This is a genomic window from Bradyrhizobium sp. USDA 327 (assembly GCF_041262065.1).
GTDB lineage: Bacteria > Pseudomonadota > Alphaproteobacteria > Rhizobiales > Xanthobacteraceae > Bradyrhizobium > Bradyrhizobium liaoningense.
On the sequence record NZ_JBGCCW010000001.1, the window covers coordinates 3,225,831 to 3,242,525 of the forward strand.

The 16,695-nt window shown below is 64.9% G+C and carries 18 protein-coding genes; 10 read left to right on the forward strand and 8 right to left on the reverse strand.

Features of this window, described 5'->3' with window-relative positions:
• Window positions 1-215: 215 nt before the first annotated feature.
• On the reverse strand, window positions 216-3,323 hold the full coding sequence (locus ABIA42_RS14815) for a DEAD/DEAH box helicase (RefSeq protein ID WP_370123463.1): 3,108 nt from the start codon (window positions 3,321-3,323) through the stop codon (window positions 216-218).
• A 737-nt stretch (window positions 3,324-4,060) separates the two neighbouring features.
• On the opposite strand from ABIA42_RS14815, the gene ABIA42_RS14820 reads away from it, so the two are divergent.
• The gene (locus ABIA42_RS14820; protein WP_370112765.1) at window positions 4,061-4,297 is read left to right on the forward strand and encodes a hypothetical protein; all 237 of its coding nucleotides are present in this window, start codon (window positions 4,061-4,063) and stop codon (window positions 4,295-4,297) included.
• 94 nt (window positions 4,298-4,391) lie between these two features.
• Here ABIA42_RS14820 and ABIA42_RS14825 read toward each other — a convergent pair whose 3' ends face one another.
• Together ABIA42_RS14825 and ABIA42_RS14830 are read right to left on the reverse strand one after the other, a co-directional pair.
• The gene (locus ABIA42_RS14825) at window positions 4,392-4,784 is read right to left on the reverse strand and encodes an NUDIX hydrolase (RefSeq protein WP_370112763.1); all 393 of its coding nucleotides are present in this window, start codon (window positions 4,782-4,784) and stop codon (window positions 4,392-4,394) included.
• A gap of 144 nt (window positions 4,785-4,928) precedes the next feature.
• On the reverse strand, window positions 4,929-6,014 hold the full coding sequence (locus ABIA42_RS14830) for an AI-2E family transporter (protein WP_271528278.1): 1,086 nt from the start codon (window positions 6,012-6,014) through the stop codon (window positions 4,929-4,931).
• A 277-nt stretch (window positions 6,015-6,291) separates the two neighbouring features.
• Between ABIA42_RS14830 and ABIA42_RS14835 the strand changes: the two genes are divergently transcribed.
• Both ABIA42_RS14835 and ABIA42_RS14840 read left to right on the forward strand, forming a co-directional pair.
• Window positions 6,292-6,519 carry a hypothetical protein gene (locus ABIA42_RS14835; RefSeq protein ID WP_239623695.1) on the forward strand — a complete coding sequence of 76 codons (228 nt, stop codon included), beginning with the start codon at window positions 6,292-6,294 and terminating at the stop codon, window positions 6,517-6,519.
• 103 nt (window positions 6,520-6,622) lie between these two features.
• Entirely contained in the window at window positions 6,623-6,925 is a 303-nt protein-coding gene (locus tag ABIA42_RS14840) for a hypothetical protein (protein ID WP_027575377.1), read from the forward strand.
• 62 nt (window positions 6,926-6,987) lie between these two features.
• Here ABIA42_RS14840 and ABIA42_RS14845 read toward each other — a convergent pair whose 3' ends face one another.
• Window positions 6,988-7,206: a hypothetical protein gene (locus ABIA42_RS14845; protein ID WP_370112761.1), complete on the reverse strand. Its 219-nt coding sequence runs from the start codon at window positions 7,204-7,206 to the stop codon at window positions 6,988-6,990.
• Window positions 7,207-7,682: 476 nt separating this feature from the next.
• On the opposite strand from ABIA42_RS14845, the gene ABIA42_RS14850 reads away from it, so the two are divergent.
• The 3 genes from ABIA42_RS14850 to ABIA42_RS14860 all read left to right on the forward strand — a co-directional run bounded on the left by ABIA42_RS14850 (window position 7,683) and on the right by ABIA42_RS14860 (window position 9,283).
• Entirely contained in the window at window positions 7,683-8,270 is a 588-nt protein-coding gene (locus tag ABIA42_RS14850; protein ID WP_370112759.1) for a formyltransferase family protein, read from the forward strand.
• A 172-nt stretch (window positions 8,271-8,442) separates the two neighbouring features.
• Window positions 8,443-8,793, forward strand: coding sequence for a hypothetical protein (locus tag ABIA42_RS14855; RefSeq protein WP_370112757.1), 351 nt, complete (start codon window positions 8,443-8,445; stop codon window positions 8,791-8,793).
• The gene (locus ABIA42_RS14860; protein WP_271528275.1) at window positions 8,738-9,283 is read left to right on the forward strand and encodes a hypothetical protein; all 546 of its coding nucleotides are present in this window, start codon (window positions 8,738-8,740) and stop codon (window positions 9,281-9,283) included. The genes ABIA42_RS14855 and ABIA42_RS14860 overlap by 56 nt, the downstream gene beginning before the upstream one ends.
• A 51-nt stretch (window positions 9,284-9,334) precedes the next feature.
• On the opposite strand, the gene ABIA42_RS14865 is transcribed toward ABIA42_RS14860, so the two are convergent.
• A complete protein-coding gene (locus ABIA42_RS14865; protein WP_370112755.1) occupies window positions 9,335-9,733 on the reverse strand; it encodes a RidA family protein in 399 nt (132 codons plus the stop codon).
• A 151-nt stretch (window positions 9,734-9,884) separates the two neighbouring features.
• Between ABIA42_RS14865 and ABIA42_RS14870 the strand changes: the two genes are divergently transcribed.
• Together ABIA42_RS14870 and ABIA42_RS14875 are read left to right on the forward strand one after the other, a co-directional pair.
• Window positions 9,885-10,760: a DMT family transporter gene (locus ABIA42_RS14870; RefSeq protein WP_370112753.1), complete on the forward strand. Its 876-nt coding sequence runs from the start codon at window positions 9,885-9,887 to the stop codon at window positions 10,758-10,760.
• A gap of 201 nt (window positions 10,761-10,961) precedes the next feature.
• The gene (locus ABIA42_RS14875; RefSeq protein WP_370112751.1) at window positions 10,962-12,386 is read left to right on the forward strand and encodes a caspase family protein; all 1,425 of its coding nucleotides are present in this window, start codon (window positions 10,962-10,964) and stop codon (window positions 12,384-12,386) included.
• 85 nt (window positions 12,387-12,471) lie between these two features.
• Here ABIA42_RS14875 and ABIA42_RS14880 read toward each other — a convergent pair whose 3' ends face one another.
• Both ABIA42_RS14880 and cysK read right to left on the reverse strand, forming a co-directional pair.
• Window positions 12,472-12,711, reverse strand: coding sequence for a BrnA antitoxin family protein (locus ABIA42_RS14880; RefSeq protein ID WP_035678505.1), 240 nt, complete (start codon window positions 12,709-12,711; stop codon window positions 12,472-12,474).
• A 3-nt stretch (window positions 12,712-12,714) separates the two neighbouring features.
• Window positions 12,715-13,692 (reverse strand): cysteine synthase A, encoded by a 978-nt coding sequence (gene cysK, locus ABIA42_RS14885; RefSeq protein ID WP_370112748.1) that lies wholly within the window; start codon window positions 13,690-13,692, stop codon window positions 12,715-12,717.
• Window positions 13,693-13,911: 219 nt separating this feature from the next.
• Between cysK and ABIA42_RS14890 the strand changes: the two genes are divergently transcribed.
• The gene (locus ABIA42_RS14890; RefSeq protein WP_271528269.1) at window positions 13,912-14,130 is read left to right on the forward strand and encodes a hypothetical protein; all 219 of its coding nucleotides are present in this window, start codon (window positions 13,912-13,914) and stop codon (window positions 14,128-14,130) included.
• On the opposite strand, the gene tgt is transcribed toward ABIA42_RS14890, so the two are convergent.
• Complete coding sequence (gene tgt, locus ABIA42_RS14895) at window positions 14,117-15,277, reverse strand: tRNA guanosine(34) transglycosylase Tgt (RefSeq protein WP_370112746.1); 1,161 nt, start codon at window positions 15,275-15,277, stop codon at window positions 14,117-14,119. The genes ABIA42_RS14890 and tgt overlap by 14 nt on opposite strands.
• 216 nt (window positions 15,278-15,493) lie before the next feature.
• Between tgt and ABIA42_RS14900 the strand changes: the two genes are divergently transcribed.
• Window positions 15,494-16,678, forward strand: a complete 1,185-nt coding sequence (locus ABIA42_RS14900; RefSeq protein WP_370112744.1) for a patatin-like phospholipase family protein — start codon at window positions 15,494-15,496, stop codon at window positions 16,676-16,678.
• The last annotated feature ends 17 nt before the right edge of the window (window positions 16,679-16,695 follow it).

Consider the following 16,695-nt stretch of genomic DNA (forward strand, 5'->3'; position numbering starts at 1 on the left):
CCGGCCGATTACGGGGCTGTTGCGCTGCGCACTCGCTCTGGAGCCCGAACACGCGCCCCGCTGCAGCGGCTTCTCCCCGACGGATTTTCCGAAGTTGGCATCATGCCACTGTTTTGCCCGACAGGTCAAACGGGCCTTTTGCGCCTGATGCAGAAGGCGTTGTGGCAGAAGCACTTGGCTACTGTGCATGGGGTTGTTTTCGCGTTTTTTGGAGCTCACCCCTCGTCCAGCACCTCGAACAGTGCCTCCACCCGCTCGAACGGCGCATCGCGCATCGCACTGTGATGGACCACCCGATCGCCGTCGCGTTGCAGCGACTTGCCTCTCGATTTCCGCAAGCGCCCCGGCAGGAACGTCGCAGCCACCGCCTCGGGACCGACGTCGAGGCGGATGATGCCTCTGCGCTTGCACTCGATCCTGAGCCTGGCTGCGGCGAAGAAATCGCGCGCCACCTTCGGCAAGGGTCCGAAGCGGCGGGAGGTTTCCTCCTCGAGGTCTTCGAGGTCATCCTCGCCATTGCATCTTGCGGCGCGCGCATAGAGCTCGAGCCGCACGGGCTCGGACTGCACATAGGTCTCGGGCAGCATGTCCCCGACCGGCAGGTTCAGGTCGGGCACCCACACCGCAGCGCGCTCCTCGTCGGCCTTCTCCGAGGCCATCTTCAGGAGGTGGCTGTAGAGCACCGGCCCGAACACCTGGACATGGCCGGACTGCTGCTCCGAGAACAAATCGCCCGCGCCTCGCAAATCCAGGTCGCGCTCGCTGATGGCAAAGCCGGCGCCCGGCCGGCTGAACTCCTCGAGCACGGCCAGCCGCTTCTCGGATTGTCCCGAAGCCGTCTCGGTCAAGAGATGGGCGAAGGCGCGGATGCCGCTGCGGCCGACGCGTCCGCGCAGCTGATGCAGCTGGGCAAGGCCGAATTTTTCCGGCCAGCACACCACGATGGTGTTGGCGCGGGGAATGTCGAGGCCGCTCTCGACGATGTTGGTCGCGAGCAGGACGTCGGCACCGCCCTCGACGAAGCTCATCATCCGGTCGTCGATCTCGTCGGCAGGCAGCTTGCCGTGCAGACAGACGATGCGCAGGTCGGGCGCCACCGCCTGCACCCGCGCCAGCATCGGATCGAGATCATGGATGCGCGGACAGATCAGGAAACTCTGCCCGTGGCGGCGCTGCTCGCGCAGCAGCGCGGAGGCGATGGCGGCATCCGACAGCGGCGCGATCCGGGTCGCGACCGGAAGCCGGTGCACCGGCGGCGAGGCGATCACGCTGAGGTCGCGGAAGCCGGCAAGCCCGGCGGCGAGCGTCCGCGGGATCGGCGTCGCGCTCATCATCAGCACGTGGACGTTCCTGGCGAGGCCGGCGAGCTTGGTCTTCTCGGCCGCGCCGAAATGCTGCTCCTCGTCGATGATGACGAGGCCGAGATCGTCGAATTTGACGTCCTTGCCGGTGAGCGCCTGCGTGCCGATCACGACCTTGATCCGGCCGCTGCGCAGTCCCTCCCTGGTCTCCCGCAGCCGCGCGCCGGACGTTGCCCGCGACAGGTTGCCCACCTCGATGCCGAACGGCGCAAAGCGCTTCTGGAACGTCGCGACGTGCTGCCTTGCCAGCACCGTCGTCGGCACCGCGATCGCCACCTGCTTGCCCGACAGCACCACCGCGGCGGCCGCCCGCAGCGCCACCTCGGTCTTGCCAAAGCCGACGTCGCCGCAGACCACCCGGTCCATGGGATGACCGGATGCAAGATCGTCCAGCACGTCGCTGATCGCCTGGGCCTGGTCGATCGTCGTGAAGTAAGGGAAACGCGCGACGAACTTCTCGTACGTCGACCCCGGCGGCACCAGCTTTTCGGCGCGCCGCCGCCGGCGCTGGCTGATGTGCTTGGCCAGCACCTTGCCCGCGGCCTGGATCTCGCGCTCGGCCTCGCCGCGGCGGGCCCACCATGTGCTGCCATCCGCCTTGTCCAGCGCGAGCTTGCCGAGCTCGGTCGCGTAAGGCCACATCAAGGCGAGATCGGCCGGCGGCACCAGAACCGCATTGTCGCCCGCGAACTTCAGGCGGATCATCTCGCGCATGGCGCCGCCGCCGGTGTTGACGGTCTGCAAGCCGTCGAGCACGGCAAGGCCGCGCTGGAGGTGGACGACCACCGTGCCCTGCTCGGGCACATCGGCATGGTCGAAGGCCGCACTCCAGGCGCGCGCCATCGGTTGCGGATGATGCGCGCGGCTGCCGAGCACGTCCGACGCCGTCACCACGACGAGGGGCTTCTTCCCGGGCACGACGAAGCCGGCATCGAGATCGGCCAGCAGCGTCGCCTCGCCGCCCCGCCCCCGCGCCGCCTCGTCCCAGTCATCGGAGCGCTCCGCCTTGACGCCGCTCATCCGCTCCATCACGCGCAGATCGTCCTCGTGCGCGGCGACGAGGATCAGTCGCGATCCGGCCCGGCGTGTCTCCTCGACGAAGGCGCGCAGCGCCTTCCTGGAGGATGTCAGCTTCGAAAACTCCGGGATGTGCTGGAAGGGCGCAGTCCGCGGCAGCACCTTCATGCTCTTGGAGAGCTGCTTCCAGTCGCGCCGTGCGAGATATTCACGCTCCCGTTCCGATCGGCCTGCGGCCTCCTCGATCGTGTCCAGCCAGGCGTCGGCATGCAACGGGACGCCGGCGTCCGCGATCCATTTGGCACCCCCACAATAGTCGAACAGGCTCGCGCGCTTGCCGCGCCTGCCGGCAAGGCCGAGCCGCTCCGACATGGGATCGACGAGCAGCTCTTTGGTCTCGAAGATGATCCTGTGCTCGTTCGGGTCGAAGGCCACGATCCGCTTGATCGCATGGTCCGAATGCTCGATCCGGAACGGCCCCAGCGCGCCCGCGGGAAATATCTCGAAGGTCTGCCCGTGGAACAGCGCCCCGCCCGGATAGTCCGGCTCGTCGTCGAGATCGTATCCCAGGGCTAGGAGGCGGGTCTCGAGGTCCCGCTCGGAGAACGAGCCGCCCACTTTCAAGCTCAGGCTCAGGCGCGACAGACTCGCCGGCGGCGGCAGGCGCTCCATCACCGCTTCCGCGGTCGACACGAGAAACAACGGCTTCCTGGATTTTGCGAGGCGGCTCAGCACGGAGGCTCTGCGCCCGGCGAGCTCGTGCGACGGCTCGAGCTGATCGAACGGCAAGGTGTTCAATCGCGGAAACACCAGCACCTCGCAGGACGGGTCGAGCGCGTGAATGACGCTGCCCAGCCGCTCCGCCCTGTTCTCGTTCTCGGCGAGGAAGACGATCCCGCTGCGTCCGGACTGCTTCCATTGTGCAAGCAGGTGAAGAGCCATCATGCCGAGGGGCGACGACGACGAGATCGTGGCGCGCTGCGATCCTTTGCTCTTCTTCGGCGCCTTCTTGGCCACCCCTGTCTTTTTGGAAAGCCTCACTTGAACCCGTTTCTGGTCTTACATTGTAGCCAACAGAATGCGAGCCGCCCTCATCTCGAATCGGCAACTCGCCGCCATGCATATGGGATTTGCCCCGCAAACGCACCCCTCGTGGCAACGTTCAAAGGCGGCGCCGCGATCCCGGCAATCCAGCTGTTTTGGTAGGCCTGCAGCGCGGAACTCATGCGGCCCGAGATCGGCATCGCTCGATGCAAGCGTTGCGGCGATCGAAGACGTCGCGCGCGCATGGGGCCACGAAAAAGCCCCAGCGCTTGGAGCCACACTGGGGCGTTTCGTTCAACATGAATAAGTTAAGCAATGACGTCTTCATAGCAGCGGTTTCGCCGTGCGCTTGTGAACTGGTTCACACGCTTTGCGCCGAGCAAACGACCTCAGCGCGAGAGGCCCTGAGGTCGCCAACCTTTATGGGTAGGTTTTCTCGCGGCCCGGGGGCTTTGGGGCTTGGGGATGGGCCGTGAGCCCGGATTCGACGCACGTCATGCAGAGTCGTTCCAAAGCTGGCCGATCGGAGGTCCAACATGCTTGGGCGCTCCAACCATGCCGGAACCGAGTACCTCACATCTGCCGGTTTGAGTGCGCACGCGCCACGCGTTAGGATGCCCGCTTTTACGGGGGCTCATTTGAGGTCATTCATTTTCATCGGCGCCATCGCACTGCTTGCGACGGCCGCCCACGCACAGACGCTGGTCGATCCCAACAAGGTTGCTCCCGAATACCGCGATGCAGCCGAGAAGCGCCGCGCCGAGCAGTTGCGCCAGCGTGAGTGCGCGCTGAAGGCCGATCTCGAGAAGGTGCTGCCCAGGGATCGCACCGCCTTTCTCAACCATTGCCTGGAGACGATGGCGGCCAAGCGATAACGGCCGACTGTCCCAACCGGCGTCTTGGCGCGATGCGCGCAAGGTCCGCGGTCATTCGCCGGGCGGACGCGATCGGCCGGGCGAGAGGACTAGCTCAGCTCCGCCGCCGCTTTCGCGGAAACAGGCGGTCGCGGATGTAGCGCGAGGTCGGCGTCAGGCGGATGCCGCGGGGCTTCTGCCAGGCAGCGCGGTCGATCTCCTTCTTGTCGCCGATCGCCAGCCTGCCATTGGCGGATTTGGCGATGAAGATCGCGTCATTCATCTTGCGCCCGGAGCGCTTGTTTCTCGTCTTCACTTCCTTCCAGAGTGTGATCCTGCCGAGCTTCAGCTTTGGAAGCTCCTCCTTGATCTCCCGCCGCAGGCAGTCCTTCTCCGACTCGCGCGCACGCTTGCGGCCGCCCGGGAACATCCAGAGCCCATCCGACCGGCGCCTGACCAACAATACCTTGCCGCGCCTGGCGGCAACCAGCTTGGAAGATTTCGCCATTGCTGCCGTCATCAAAAACAGAATCGACCCGATGGTAACTTGTCTAGTCGAACAGACAAGTTCGCGGCATGCTTTGATCACAGGCCGCGAGATATCGGGTCCTGGCGCGGCACGGCCGGAAGGACGCACGTGCGGGGCGCGAGATCAGCCCTCGCCCGCCTCCGCCTGATCCTCGGTCCTGATCCAGGCCATCATGATCTCCCAGGCCACCGAGAGGATGATCGGGCCGATGAACAGTCCGACGATGCCGTGGGCCAGCGTGCCGCCGATCACGCCGACGAAGATCACGATGGTCGGAGTGGTCAGCCCCCGCCCCATGACGAGCGGCTTCAGCATGGTGTCGATGAAGCCGACGAGGACGAAAAACACGGTGAGCAGCAACGCCGTGGTGACGTCCTTGGCGGTCCAGATCCAGATGATCACCGGCAGCAGCACGAGGAAGGCACCGATCTGCACGATCGAGAGCAGCAGCACGATGAAGGCGAGAAGGCCCGCACTGGGCACCTCGGCGAGCTTGAAGCCGATGCCGGCGAGCAACGCCTGCACGATCGCGACGCCGATCACGCCCTGCGCCACGGCGCGAATGGTCGCACCCGCAAGACCCAGGAAATGCTCGGTCTGCTCGGGCACGATGCGAAACAGAAAGCCGCGGCCGGCCGCGACCAGCCTCGGCCCGTGCGGAAACAGGAATCCGGCGACGAACACGGAGACGAGAAACTGGAGCGTGCCGACGCCGGCATCGCCCGCGAGCGAGAGAAGCGGGCCCGCCAGCGGCTGGAGATACGGCGCCACCTCGCGCACCACCGCCCGGACGTTGTTGTAGGCCTGCTCCCAGAGCTCGTAGAGCCAGGGCCCGACGAGCGGCCACGATTTGAGCTGCTCCGGCGCCGACTGGAGCGCGAGGTCGCCGGTGCCGAGCTGGTGCGCCAGCTCGCGCACGCCGTCCACCGCGCTGATGCCGAGCCAAGTCGCCGGACCAATGACGATGCCGAGCGTGATCAGGGTCAGGATCGCTGCTGCAGTCTTGGGCCGGCCGCCGAGGATCTTGGCGACCCAGCTGAACGCCGGATAGAACGCGACCGCGAGCACGCCGCTCCAGGCCAGGATCGGCACGAACGGGCGGATGATCAGGAAGGTCCAGATGATCAGCAGGGCGAGCAGCCCAAGCCGGATCACGAGCTGGATGACGTCCTCTCCCGTCAGGAGCTGACGGAGGCTTTTCACGGGCACAGCTTTCCTTGCGACATGAACGCAACCTCCCGCGCTTGCACGGCCCGGCCGTTATTGCCAGCAACGCTTCCGGCGTCAAGACGACCGGAACTGACCGCGCCCACGATCAGGACCCCATCGGGCCATCCCGCATTCCGCGACGATGACGCCTCCCCCTGGCCTGCGCCCCGGCCCGGCTTAGCTAACGCCCGTTAACCGGATTTCCCCGCGCCGGTTTACGCCGCTGCAAACGCTGGCGGCTATCGTGGATCGAGGTCACCGAAACGCATTCTGTGCAATGGCCAACAGCATCTGGACGATCGAAGAGTTCACCTGTGCGGGTTGCGGCATGAACTACACCGCGACCAGGGAGGAGCACAGCGAGGCCCATACCGGCAGCTTCAAATGCGGCATCTGTAGCGGCGTCGTGCACGCCTGGTCCGGCAAGCATCATTTCTTCGGCTGGCAGGCCGTGAAGACGAGACCGCCGGTGTTCGGGAGGCGCTGGGCGGGCGTCGGGTGGTAAGCGGTCCGCGTCGCAGGATCGGCCCAATTGCACCGCCGCCGTTTGCACTCCGTTCACCGGTCGCCGCTAGATCAGGATGGATCCTCCGCGCCAAACCCCAATCATGGCCGACCTCAACGCCGTCCTGACCAGGCTCAACGACCGTCTGCTCCGCCTCGAGGGCGAACTGTTCGTGCTGCGCTCGCTGGCACGCGCGACGCTGACGGCCGGCGACGACCATGCGGCACGCATGCGCAAGCTGGTCGAGGCCGCGAAGGTCGCGCTCGATGATGAGGCCAAGCGCCCTCTCGACAAGCCGACGCGCAAATATGTCGATGCGGCAACCGCACTGGTGGAGGAGCTCCTGGTCGAGCCGACCCCGGCGCGGCCGCTGTTCACGGTCATCGACGGAGGCCGTCGCGACTGAGCGACAGACATTTTAGGCCCGCCATCGGCCAGACGTGCCGGGAGCGCGTGTGCCGCAGACCTCTAGATCCCCGTGGAGTTCTCCGCCTTGAGCCGGCTGAGCCCCGCCTCGATGATCGCGATCTCCTCGTCGATCTGGCCGATCGGCAGGCTGAAATCATAGCCAGACCTGCTCTTCAGATCGACCGCAAGCCGCTGCCTATGCATCATCAGCTCGTCCAGTCCGCGGCGGTTCTTCAGACGCACATAGGCGTCGACGATCTGCTCGATTGCGCTCGGCATGAAACCTGTCCCGTGAAAAGGCCCGGCGGCGCGCCCACGCCGGCGGACGTTTTCGGTGTCGCGGTACGCAATACAAATCCGCGACGGTTTCGTCGATACGCCAAGCTGGTTGAGATCGTGTTACCGTCGGACGATTTCGTGATGCGTGGCATGAAAAGGCCGCCGGCGATCACGCCAGCGGCCAAAGCCGGGTTCGAAAATGGATGCGGGTTGAAATGTCGCCAGCCCCGGTCCGGCGCACGTTACCAGCCAATCAGGGGGATCTCTGTTAAAAACGAGACACAGGAACCACTTGTCGGCCGCTTATCGTCCGACCGTGGCGGCGCGGCAACGCTAGTCCGTGACGCAGAAATAGGTTCGCCGGCCGCTGGCGCCCGGCGCATTGTTGATAACCCACGCAAACACTGCGCGGGTGGTGACAGGGCGTCCTGACGTGTTATCGGGGATGACGCAGTTGCGAAACGGATCGGACACCCATGCGCATTACCCTCGTCGGCTCCCGCCATTTCGGCGTGACCACCCTGAACATGCTCCGGGAGCATAGCGTCTCGGTCGTCCGGGTCGTGGTAGCCGATGCCGAGGATCGCCTCGCCGCGACGGCGAGGGCCGCCGGAATCGAGGTCGTGGTCCAGGCCAATCCGAAGCTCGTGGTGGCTTCCGAGATTGCCCCCGACACCGATCTGATCATCACGGCCCACAGCCACGCCCGGATCGGCAAGGACGCGCTTGCCGCCGCCAAGCTCGGCGGGATTGGATATCACCCTTCGCTGCTGCCGCGCCATCGCGGCAAGGCCGCGGTGGAATGGACCATCAAGGAAGCCGATCCGATCGCCGGCGGCACGATCTATCACCTCGCCGACCGTATGGACGCTGGCGCCATCGCCGCCCAGGACTGGTGCTTCGTCAAGAAGGGCGAGACCGCACGGGAGCTTTGGGAGCGCGCGCTGGCGCCGCTCGGGCTCAAGCTGCTGGCCGATGTGATCGACTACGCCAAGGTCCACAAGGCGCTGCCCGCCAAAGCGCAGGACGAGCAGTTCGCGACCTCCGCGCCGAGTCTCTCCTGACGTTTACCCTTAACGTGAGCCCGCTTTGATTCTGCTTCGAAAATCGGTGTCAGAATCTCGAATAAACCATTGCGCCAACAGGAGCAATTTTCGATTTGGCATCGCAACAAATTTCCGTCACATTTCGTCCGAATAAGCGTCAGCATATCAGACAAATTCAAGGACGGAATTTATGCGTTTTGGTCGCATTGCGGTGTTCTGTGCCGCTTCAGTTTTCGCCGGCACCCTCGCCGTCCCCGCTTTCGCCCAGAGCCCCTATGATGGCAATTGGCAGGTCACGATCGTCACCAAGAGCGGATCGTGCGAGCCGACCGCGAGTTCCATGCTGACGGTTGCCGATGGCAAGATCACCGCGCCCGGCGCTAACGTTTCCGGCACCATCGGCCGTGAGGGACTTGTGAAAGTTTCGATCAATGGTGCATATGCCAACGGTCAACTCAACGGCAACGCCGGATCGGGGAAGTGGAATGGAGCATCAGCAGGCATACCGTGCAGCGGGCGCTGGGAAGCATCGCGCCAATAAACCAACGCAGGTTCCTGCCCGGAATCGGCGGCTGCTGATCGCGGCCGCCGTATTGTTTGCGGCCGCAGCCGCCAATTCCGAAAGCAACGCGCAGTCCGGTCCGTTCGCTCCGATGGCGGGAAGCTGGAGCGGCGGCGGCACGGTCAGCCTCGAGGACGGATCGACGGAACGCATCCGCTGCCGGGCCAAATACGCTCCCATCGGCCCCACAATGGAAATGACGCTGACCTGCGCCAGCGACGCCTACAAGTTCATCCTCTCCGCCAACGTTCAGTCGGCGGGCGGTGCCATTTCGGGAGGCTGGAGCGAGGCCAGCCGCAACATCTCCGGCTCGCTCCAGGGCCGCGGTGGCGGCGGAAACTTCGAGGTGGTCGCCTCCGCCGCAGGCTTCAACGCCAACATCGCACTGAGGACGCACGGCAACAAGCAGACCGTCACGATGCGCGCGGACAGCCAGTTCCGCGGCGCCAACATCTCGATGTCGCGCTAAGGCGGACGACACTTTTGACAATCGGCCCGGCGGCTTCGCCGGGTCGATTTTTTACGCGTCCGGCACGAACGCCGTGACCTCGATCTCGACCTTGGCCCGGTCGTCCACGAGGCCACCGATATAGAGCAGCGTCGAGGGCGGGAAATTTCGCCCGAGCGTTTCCTTCCAGGCCGCACCAATGCCAGCACCGGCCGCTTCATACTCGCTGCGGCTGGTCAGGTACCAGGTCAGGCGGACGATGTGCTCGGGGCCGGCGCCGGCCTGGCCCAGGAGCTTGATGATCCGCTTCAGCGCAGTCGCGACCTGCGCTGCCATGTCGGACGCGTAATTGCCGGCCTCGTCGCCGCCGGTCTGGCCGGCCAGAACCACCCAGCGCCCCGGCCCCTCGACCACGACGCCATGGGAAAAGCCGCGCGGGTTTTTCCACTCGGCCGGCTGCAAGATATGCATGAGCGACGCTCCTCCGATCTTCTCGTTGTCCAGAGATGCCTAGCACGACACCCTGCATCGCTGCATCCGCAGATTTGGCCGTTGCAAACGCCGATGATGTCGCCGATACCGACCGTCCCTTCGGGTTTCCTTCCTCCGGCATCCTGCCCCAATGAGCGCGACACCGTCCAAAACGATGGCTGCACTGTGGATGGCCGGCTGGCTGTCGCTGATGCTGGTCATGGCGATTGCCGGGCGCGAGACCACGCGCGAACTCAATGTTTTTCAGATCATGGAGGTGAGATCGCTGGTCGGCTTCGTGTTGCTCTCGCCGATCATCTACCGCGCCGGCGGCTTGAAGGTGCTCAAGACATCACGCCTGCCGCAGCATGTCGGGCGCAACCTGGTGCACTATGTCGCCCAGCTCGGCTGGTTCTTCGCGCTGACGCTGATTCCGATCGGCCAGGTGGTCGCGATCGAGTTCACAATGCCGATCTGGACGGCGATCCTCGCGGCAAGCTTCCTGTCCGAGCGGATGACGCCATGGAAGATCGCCGCCATCGTGCTCGGACTCGTCGGGGTGATCGTCATCGTCCGACCCGCGACCGGGGAGATCAATCCGGGCCAGCTCATCGCGCTCGGGGCCGCCATGGGATTTGGCGTGTCGATGGCGCTGGTCAAATCGCTGACCCGCACTGAAAGTGCGCTCTCGATCCTGTTCTGGATGCTGGTGGTGCAATCCGCCGCAGGCTTCATTCCGACGCTGTTCGTCTGGACCTGGCCATCGGTCTATGTCTGGGCCTGGGTCGGCGTGATCGCCGTCTGCGGCACATTTTCACACTATTGCCTCGCCAGCGCGATGCGCTACGCCGACGCGACGATCGTGGTTCCGATGGACTTCCTGCGGGTCCCCCTGACCGCGACCGCCGGCTGGCTACTGTATTCCGAGCGGCTCGACGCCTGGACCGTGCTCGGCGCGGTGCTGATCCTGGGCGGTAATTTGCTGAATTTGAAGCCCGCTTCGCCCGTTGCCGCTCGCGCGCGGTGAACCTCGCGCCGCCTCGCGCGACAAAACGAAGTGGCCGTGTGATCTGGATCACGTTGGAGGGACACTCCATCGTGCACATTCGGCCACACAGCAGCGGGTTGACGCAACGGACCGGCCGTTTTGGTGGCGCGACGTCGGGGACTTCGTGTAGGTTCGTTGCCAATTTGTTGCTGCCTGCAATTCGATTCTGGGGATTTCAGAATGCGCTATCTCACCCTCCTCACTTCGCTGGTGTGCATGGCACTGTCGATCAGTGCCGCCAAGGCTGACCGCCGCGTCGCCTTCGTCGTCGGCAACGGCTCCTACAAGAACGTCGCGCAATTGCCGAACCCGCCGATCGACGCCAAGGCGATGGCGGCCACGCTGCGCAATGTCGGCTTCGAGGTGATCGAGGGGTCCAATCTCAGCCGCGACCAGATGACGGAGAAGCTGCTCGACTTCGGCCGCAAGGCGCAGGGCTCCGACATCGCGCTGTTCTATTATGCCGGCCACGGCATCGCCGTCAGCGGCACCAACTACCTTCTGCCCGTCGATGCCGACATCAAGTCGGAGATGGACGTCAAGCTGGGCGCCGCCATCAACATCGACCTGACGCTCGAGCAGACCATGGGCGATGCCAAGGTCAAGCTCGTCTTCCTCGATGCCTGCCGCGACAATCCGTTCGCCGCCAAGATCAAGTCGAACGCGGCGACCCGCAGCGTCAACGTCCAGAGCGGTCTCGCCGAGATGAAGTCCGGCGAAGGCACCCTGATCGCCTTCGCCACCGGCCCAGGCCAGACCGCGCTCGACGGCCAGGAGGGCAACAACAGCCCGTTCACCCGCGCGCTGATCGACAACATCACCAAGCCCGGCGTCGAGATCCAGCAGGCGATGACGTCGGTGCGCGCCCAGGTCAATGAAGAGACCCGCAAAGGCCAGCTGCCCTGGGGCCACACCAACCTGACGGGCTCCGTCTATCTCAATCAGGCGCCGATGACCCAGGTCGCCAACGCGGCGCCGACCGCGTCCGGCATCGCGCCGGCGGCGGCCGGGGATGGTGTCGAGCTCGAATACTGGCGCTCGGTCAAGGAGTCCAACAAGCCCGAAGAGCTCAACGCCTACCTCACCGCCTACCCGAACGGCCAGTTCAAGGCGCTGGCGCTGGCGCGCCTCGCGGCGATCAAGAGCGGCGCCTCGACCGCGACCCGCACGCTCAACGCCGGCGTCGATCCCGCTACCTTCACCGACGAGGCCACCCAAGTCACCGAGGACCAGATCGGCCTCGACAAGAACAAGCGCCGCGACGTGCAGCGTCGACTGACAGCGTTAGGGTTCGACACCAAGCAGACTGGCGTATTCAACGACGAGACGCGGTCCGTGCTCAAGCGCTGGCAGACCGCGCGCGGCTATCCCTCGTCGGGTTATCTCAACAAGAACCAGCACAAGGCCCTGCTCGCGGAGATCGTCGCTGCCCCAGCGACCGCCAGCGACACCAGCCAGAAGCCGGCCCGGCGCGCTAGCGCTCCACCTCCGAGCAGTGGGCCGGCACCGGCACCTCAACGCAGCAGCAGTCCCGGCGATGCAGCCGGTGCGGCCTTCGTCGGCGGTGTCGTCGGCGGCATGATGGGCGGCATGTTCCGCCGCTGAGCCGAGGCGAGATCGACAACACAAAAGCCCGGCTCACGCCGGGCTTTTTTCTTTGGTCGTCCTCGCAGTGGTGTCGAGTTGGTGCCTACTTCCCCGCAGCTTTCCGCAGCGCCTCGTTGATGCGGTCCTGCCAGCCTGGACCGCCCTCCTGAAAGAACTCCAGCACGTCCTGGTCGATGCGCAGGGTGACCTGCTCCTTGATGCCGGGAACGGCGCTTTGTTTCGGCGGCGCCGCGGCGACCTTGGCGGTCACCTTCTTGAATGCCGCCTCCGCTTCGGTCCTAGCATCGCCAAGCGTGCGCGGTCGTCTCGGTTGATCCGCCATCTGCTAGATTCCTTCGAACAGCGCTGTCGAGAGATAGCGCTCGGAGAACGACGGCACGATCGCCAGGATAGTTTTTCCCGCAGCTTCCGGCCGCTTGCCGATCTGCAGCGCGGCCGCGATCGCCGCACCCGAGGAGATGCCGCCCGGAATGCCTTCATGCCGTGCCAGCGCGCGCGAGGTCTCAATCGCCGTCGTCGAGTTGATCTTCACGATCTCGTCGATCACTGCGCGGTCGAGGATGTCAGGGATGAAGCCGGCGCCGATGCCCTGGATCTTGTGCGGCGTGTGCTGTCCGCCCGACAGCACCGGGCTCTCCTCCGGTTCGACCGCAACCACACGCAGCGAGGCCTTGCGTGGCTTGAGCACCTGGCCGACGCCGGTGATCGTTCCGCCGGTGCCGACGCCGGCCACGAAGAAATCGATGTTGCCGCCGGTGTCGTTCCAGATTTCCTCCGCGGTGGTGCGGCGGTGCACCTCGGGATTGGCGAGGTTCTTGAATTGCTGCGGCATCACCGAGTTCGGCGTCGTCTTCACCAGCTCCTCGGCGGCGGCGATCGCACCCTTCATGCCTTGCGCTGCTGGCGTCAGCACCAGTTCGGCGCCGAGGAAAGCCAGCATCTTGCGCCGCTCGATCGACATCGACTCCGGCATCACCAGCTTGAGCCGGTAGCCGCGCGAAGCCGCCACGAAGGCGAGCGCAATACCGGTGTTGCCGGAGGTCGGCTCGATCAGCACGGTGTCGGGCTTGACGATGCCCGCCTTCTCCATCGCGATGATCATGGCCGCGCCGATGCGGTCTTTCACGCTTGCTGCAGGATTGAAATATTCAAGTTTTGCCAAAATGGTCGCGTTTACGCCGTGCATGCCGGGCAGCCGGCGCAAGCGCACAACGGGCGTGTTGCCGAAGGCATCGACGATCGAGTCATAGATCCGGCCGCGGCCGGCTTGGTGCGCTGCACCCGTGGTGGACGATGCGTCCATGATGAACTCCCTGTGGCAACGATCTGCATTTCCGTCCCGACCATTGCGCAGTTACAGACAGCTTGCGGCGACACGCAAGCGACAATGCGGCACATGTAAAATACGCTGCATCGCAAAATCACGTGAGCGGTAAAATCAGAAAAGCTACGCATTTGTGTTGCGACCTCGTCAACCGCTTCTGCTTATGTTAGGTTTATACTTCAAACAGGGAGGTCCACGATGTCAGCAATTGCTGAAGTGTTGCCGACCGTCGCGTCGACCCGCGATCCTCGTTGCAGCGAGCTGCCGACCTGTCCCGTCTGCGCCGACTCCATGGTCGCCGCCGAAGCATCCGCCTACGTCTCGGACCACATGATCAGCTATCTCTGGACCTGCGACAATTGCGGCTATGGCTTCGTGACCAAGCACGCCCTGAAGCAACGCTTCACTTGCAACTGACCTGGCGCGGGGCGATGTCGCCCCTCGCCCAGTCCTCGCGCGTGCGCTGATAGAACTCGTCGAATTTTCCCTGCGCGATCGCACCTCTGATGCCCTGCATCAGGAACTGGTAGTAAGCGACATTGATCTCGGACAGCAGCATCGCGCCCAGCGTCTCGCCCGCTTTGACGAGATGGTGCAGATAGGCACGCGCGTAGTTGCGCGCCGCAGGCCATGAGCTCTCTTCGTCGAGCGGACGCGGATCGTCGGCGTGGCGCGCATTGCGCAGATTCACCTGGCCGAACCGCGTAAAGGCGACGCCGTGCCGCCCATTGCGCGTCGGCATCACGCAATCGAACATGTCGATGCCGCGCTTCACGGCTTCGAGGATGTCGTCGGGCGTGCCGACGCCCATCAGGTACCGCGGGCGCTCTCTCGGCAGCAATGGTGCGGTCTCGTCGATCATCGCCAGCATCACTGCCTGCGGTTCGCCAACCGCAAGACCGCCGATCGCATAGCCATGAAAGCCGATCGCAACGAGACCTTCGGCGCTCGCATGACGTAGTTGGGGGATGTCGCCGCCCTGCACGATACCGAACAACATGTAGCCGTCGGGGGCGCTCTCGAAGGCGCGCTTGCTTCTCTCGGCCCAGCGCAGCGACAATTGCATCGCACGCTCGATGTCGGCGCGCTCGGCCGGAAGCCGTACGCATTCGTCCATCTGCATGGCGATGTCGGAACCGAGCAAACGCTGCACCTCGATCGAGCGCTCCGGCGACAGCTCGACCTTGGCACCGTCGATATGCGAGCGGAAGGTGACGGCGTTCTCGCTGACCTTGCGCAAATCCGCCAGCGACATCACCTGGAAGCCGCCGGAATCCGTCAGCATCGGTCCGTTCCAGCCGGTGAACCGCTGCAATCCGCCGAGCGCGGCGATCCGCTCGGCGCTCGGACGCAGCATCAGGTGGTAGGTGTTGCCGAGCACGATGTCGGCGCCGGCATCGCGCACCTCGCGCCAGTGCATCCCCTTCATGGCACCCGCGGTGCCGACCGGCATGAAGGCCGGCGTCCGCACCAGGCCATGCGGCGTGGTCAGCCGCCCAGTGCGCGCGGCCCCATCGACGGCGAGCAATTCAAAGTGATTGGGGAGACCATTGTCCGGATTCATGGCGGTGCTTATTGCGTGTCGGGGCAGGCCGATCAACCCGCCAGACCGCGCTCCAGCGGATTTGTGCTCCAGACTGGGACATCAACCAGCGCGAGGATCGGTGCGGTCCACCTTGTCAAACAAAACGATACCGTGTAGTTTCTTCCTGGGGGCTGGACGAGAATGCCGTGGCGAATTTGCCGGCGGCGGTAAACGCGTGATCGCCAGCCACCGACAATGCCTCACCCTTCGTGTTCGACCGACGCATCCGTCTCCTCGTGTGACCGGATCAGGCAGACTTGTGTCCGCCTGACCGGATCGCTGGTCCTGGTGTGCGGCCTGGCGCTCGGCGCCTGCACCTCCCTGCCGCGCACGCCCTATACGGCCGCTGAAGCCAGCACGTCGCGCGTGCTCGATATCGACGGCCTCCGGCGCTACGCGGACGATCCCGTCACGAAGTTCAGCTTCGAGAAGGACAACAGCACCGCGACGAGATCCTATCTGGCGCTGTCCGGCGGCGGCGCCGACGGCGCCTATGGCGTCGGCGTGCTCAACGGCTGGACCGCGGCCAGAACCCGCCCCTCCTTCTCGGTCGTCTCGGGCGTGAGCACCGGCGGCCTGATCGCGCCGTTCGCCTTCCTCGGCCCGCAATATGACGACACGCTGAAGGAGGTCTACACCAGCGGCATCGCCGAGAGCCTCCTGAACGATCCCAGCATCGTGCGCGTGCTGTTTGGATCCGGCCTGTTCGGCAACACGCGGCTGCGCGAGCTGGTCGCGCGCTATGTCGGTCCGGAGATCATGGCCCAGGTCGCGCGCGAGCATGCGAAAGGTCGGACACTGCTGGTGGTGACGACGGACCTCGACACCCAGCGCACTGCGATCTGGGACATGGGCAAGATCGCCTCGGTCGGAACGCCCGAGGCCCTGAAGCTGTTTCGCGACGTGATGGCGGCCTCGGCCAGCATTCCGCTGGTGTTTCCGCCGATCATGATCGACGCCGAAGGCCAGGGCCGCAAGTTTCAGGAGATGCATGTCGACGGCGGCGTGACGGCCCCGGTGCTGACATTGCCGGAAGCCCTGCTGTTCCAGGGCGGCCGCCTGCCCGGCAGTGCGAAGATGGACATCTACATCCTCGTCAACAAGAAGATCGAACGCAACTTCGAGCTCGTCTCCAACGGCACCATCGACGTTGCCTCACGCAGCCTGTCGGCGATCACCCAGTCGCAGACGCGCTCGATCATCCTCTCGACTTACGATTTCGCCAAGCGCAACCGACTGGGCTTCCATCTCTCCTACATCGCGCGCGACTACCCCGCCCCGCCCTCCGAAGGGTTCGATACCACCTATATGCGGGCGCTGTATCAGTACGGATACGAGAAGGCAGCATCCGGCCAGGCCTGGACCTCGGCGCTTCCGTGAGTCCGCGCGACGGAACG

What these genes read in the sequence shown, in the direction of transcription:
- ABIA42_RS14815 (WP_370123463.1), bottom strand. Translation starts at nt 3,323, where the DNA reads ATGATGGCTCTTCACCTGCTTGCACAATGGAAGCAGTCCGGACGCAGC.
- ABIA42_RS14825 (WP_370112763.1), bottom strand. Translation starts at nt 4,784, where the DNA reads ATGGCGAAATCTTCCAAGCTGGTTGCCGCCAGGCGCGGCAAGGTATTG.
- ABIA42_RS14835 (WP_239623695.1), top strand. Translation starts at nt 6,292, where the DNA reads ATGGCCAACAGCATCTGGACGATCGAAGAGTTCACCTGTGCGGGTTGC.
- ABIA42_RS14840 (WP_027575377.1), top strand. Translation starts at nt 6,623, where the DNA reads ATGGCCGACCTCAACGCCGTCCTGACCAGGCTCAACGACCGTCTGCTC.
- ABIA42_RS14845 (WP_370112761.1), bottom strand. Translation starts at nt 7,206, where the DNA reads ATGCCGAGCGCAATCGAGCAGATCGTCGACGCCTATGTGCGTCTGAAG.
- ABIA42_RS14850 (WP_370112759.1), top strand. Translation starts at nt 7,683, where the DNA reads ATGCGCATTACCCTCGTCGGCTCCCGCCATTTCGGCGTGACCACCCTG.
- ABIA42_RS14855 (WP_370112757.1), top strand. Translation starts at nt 8,443, where the DNA reads ATGCGTTTTGGTCGCATTGCGGTGTTCTGTGCCGCTTCAGTTTTCGCC.
- ABIA42_RS14860 (WP_271528275.1), top strand. Translation starts at nt 8,738, where the DNA reads ATGGAGCATCAGCAGGCATACCGTGCAGCGGGCGCTGGGAAGCATCGC.
- ABIA42_RS14865 (WP_370112755.1), bottom strand. Translation starts at nt 9,733, where the DNA reads ATGCATATCTTGCAGCCGGCCGAGTGGAAAAACCCGCGCGGCTTTTCC.
- ABIA42_RS14870 (WP_370112753.1), top strand. Translation starts at nt 9,885, where the DNA reads ATGAGCGCGACACCGTCCAAAACGATGGCTGCACTGTGGATGGCCGGC.
- ABIA42_RS14875 (WP_370112751.1), top strand. Translation starts at nt 10,962, where the DNA reads ATGCGCTATCTCACCCTCCTCACTTCGCTGGTGTGCATGGCACTGTCG.
- ABIA42_RS14880 (WP_035678505.1), bottom strand. Translation starts at nt 12,711, where the DNA reads ATGGCGGATCAACCGAGACGACCGCGCACGCTTGGCGATGCTAGGACC.
- cysK (WP_370112748.1), bottom strand. Translation starts at nt 13,692, where the DNA reads ATGGACGCATCGTCCACCACGGGTGCAGCGCACCAAGCCGGCCGCGGC.
- ABIA42_RS14890 (WP_271528269.1), top strand. Translation starts at nt 13,912, where the DNA reads ATGTCAGCAATTGCTGAAGTGTTGCCGACCGTCGCGTCGACCCGCGAT.
- tgt (WP_370112746.1), bottom strand. Translation starts at nt 15,277, where the DNA reads ATGAATCCGGACAATGGTCTCCCCAATCACTTTGAATTGCTCGCCGTC.
- ABIA42_RS14900 (WP_370112744.1), top strand. Translation starts at nt 15,494, where the DNA reads ATGCCTCACCCTTCGTGTTCGACCGACGCATCCGTCTCCTCGTGTGAC.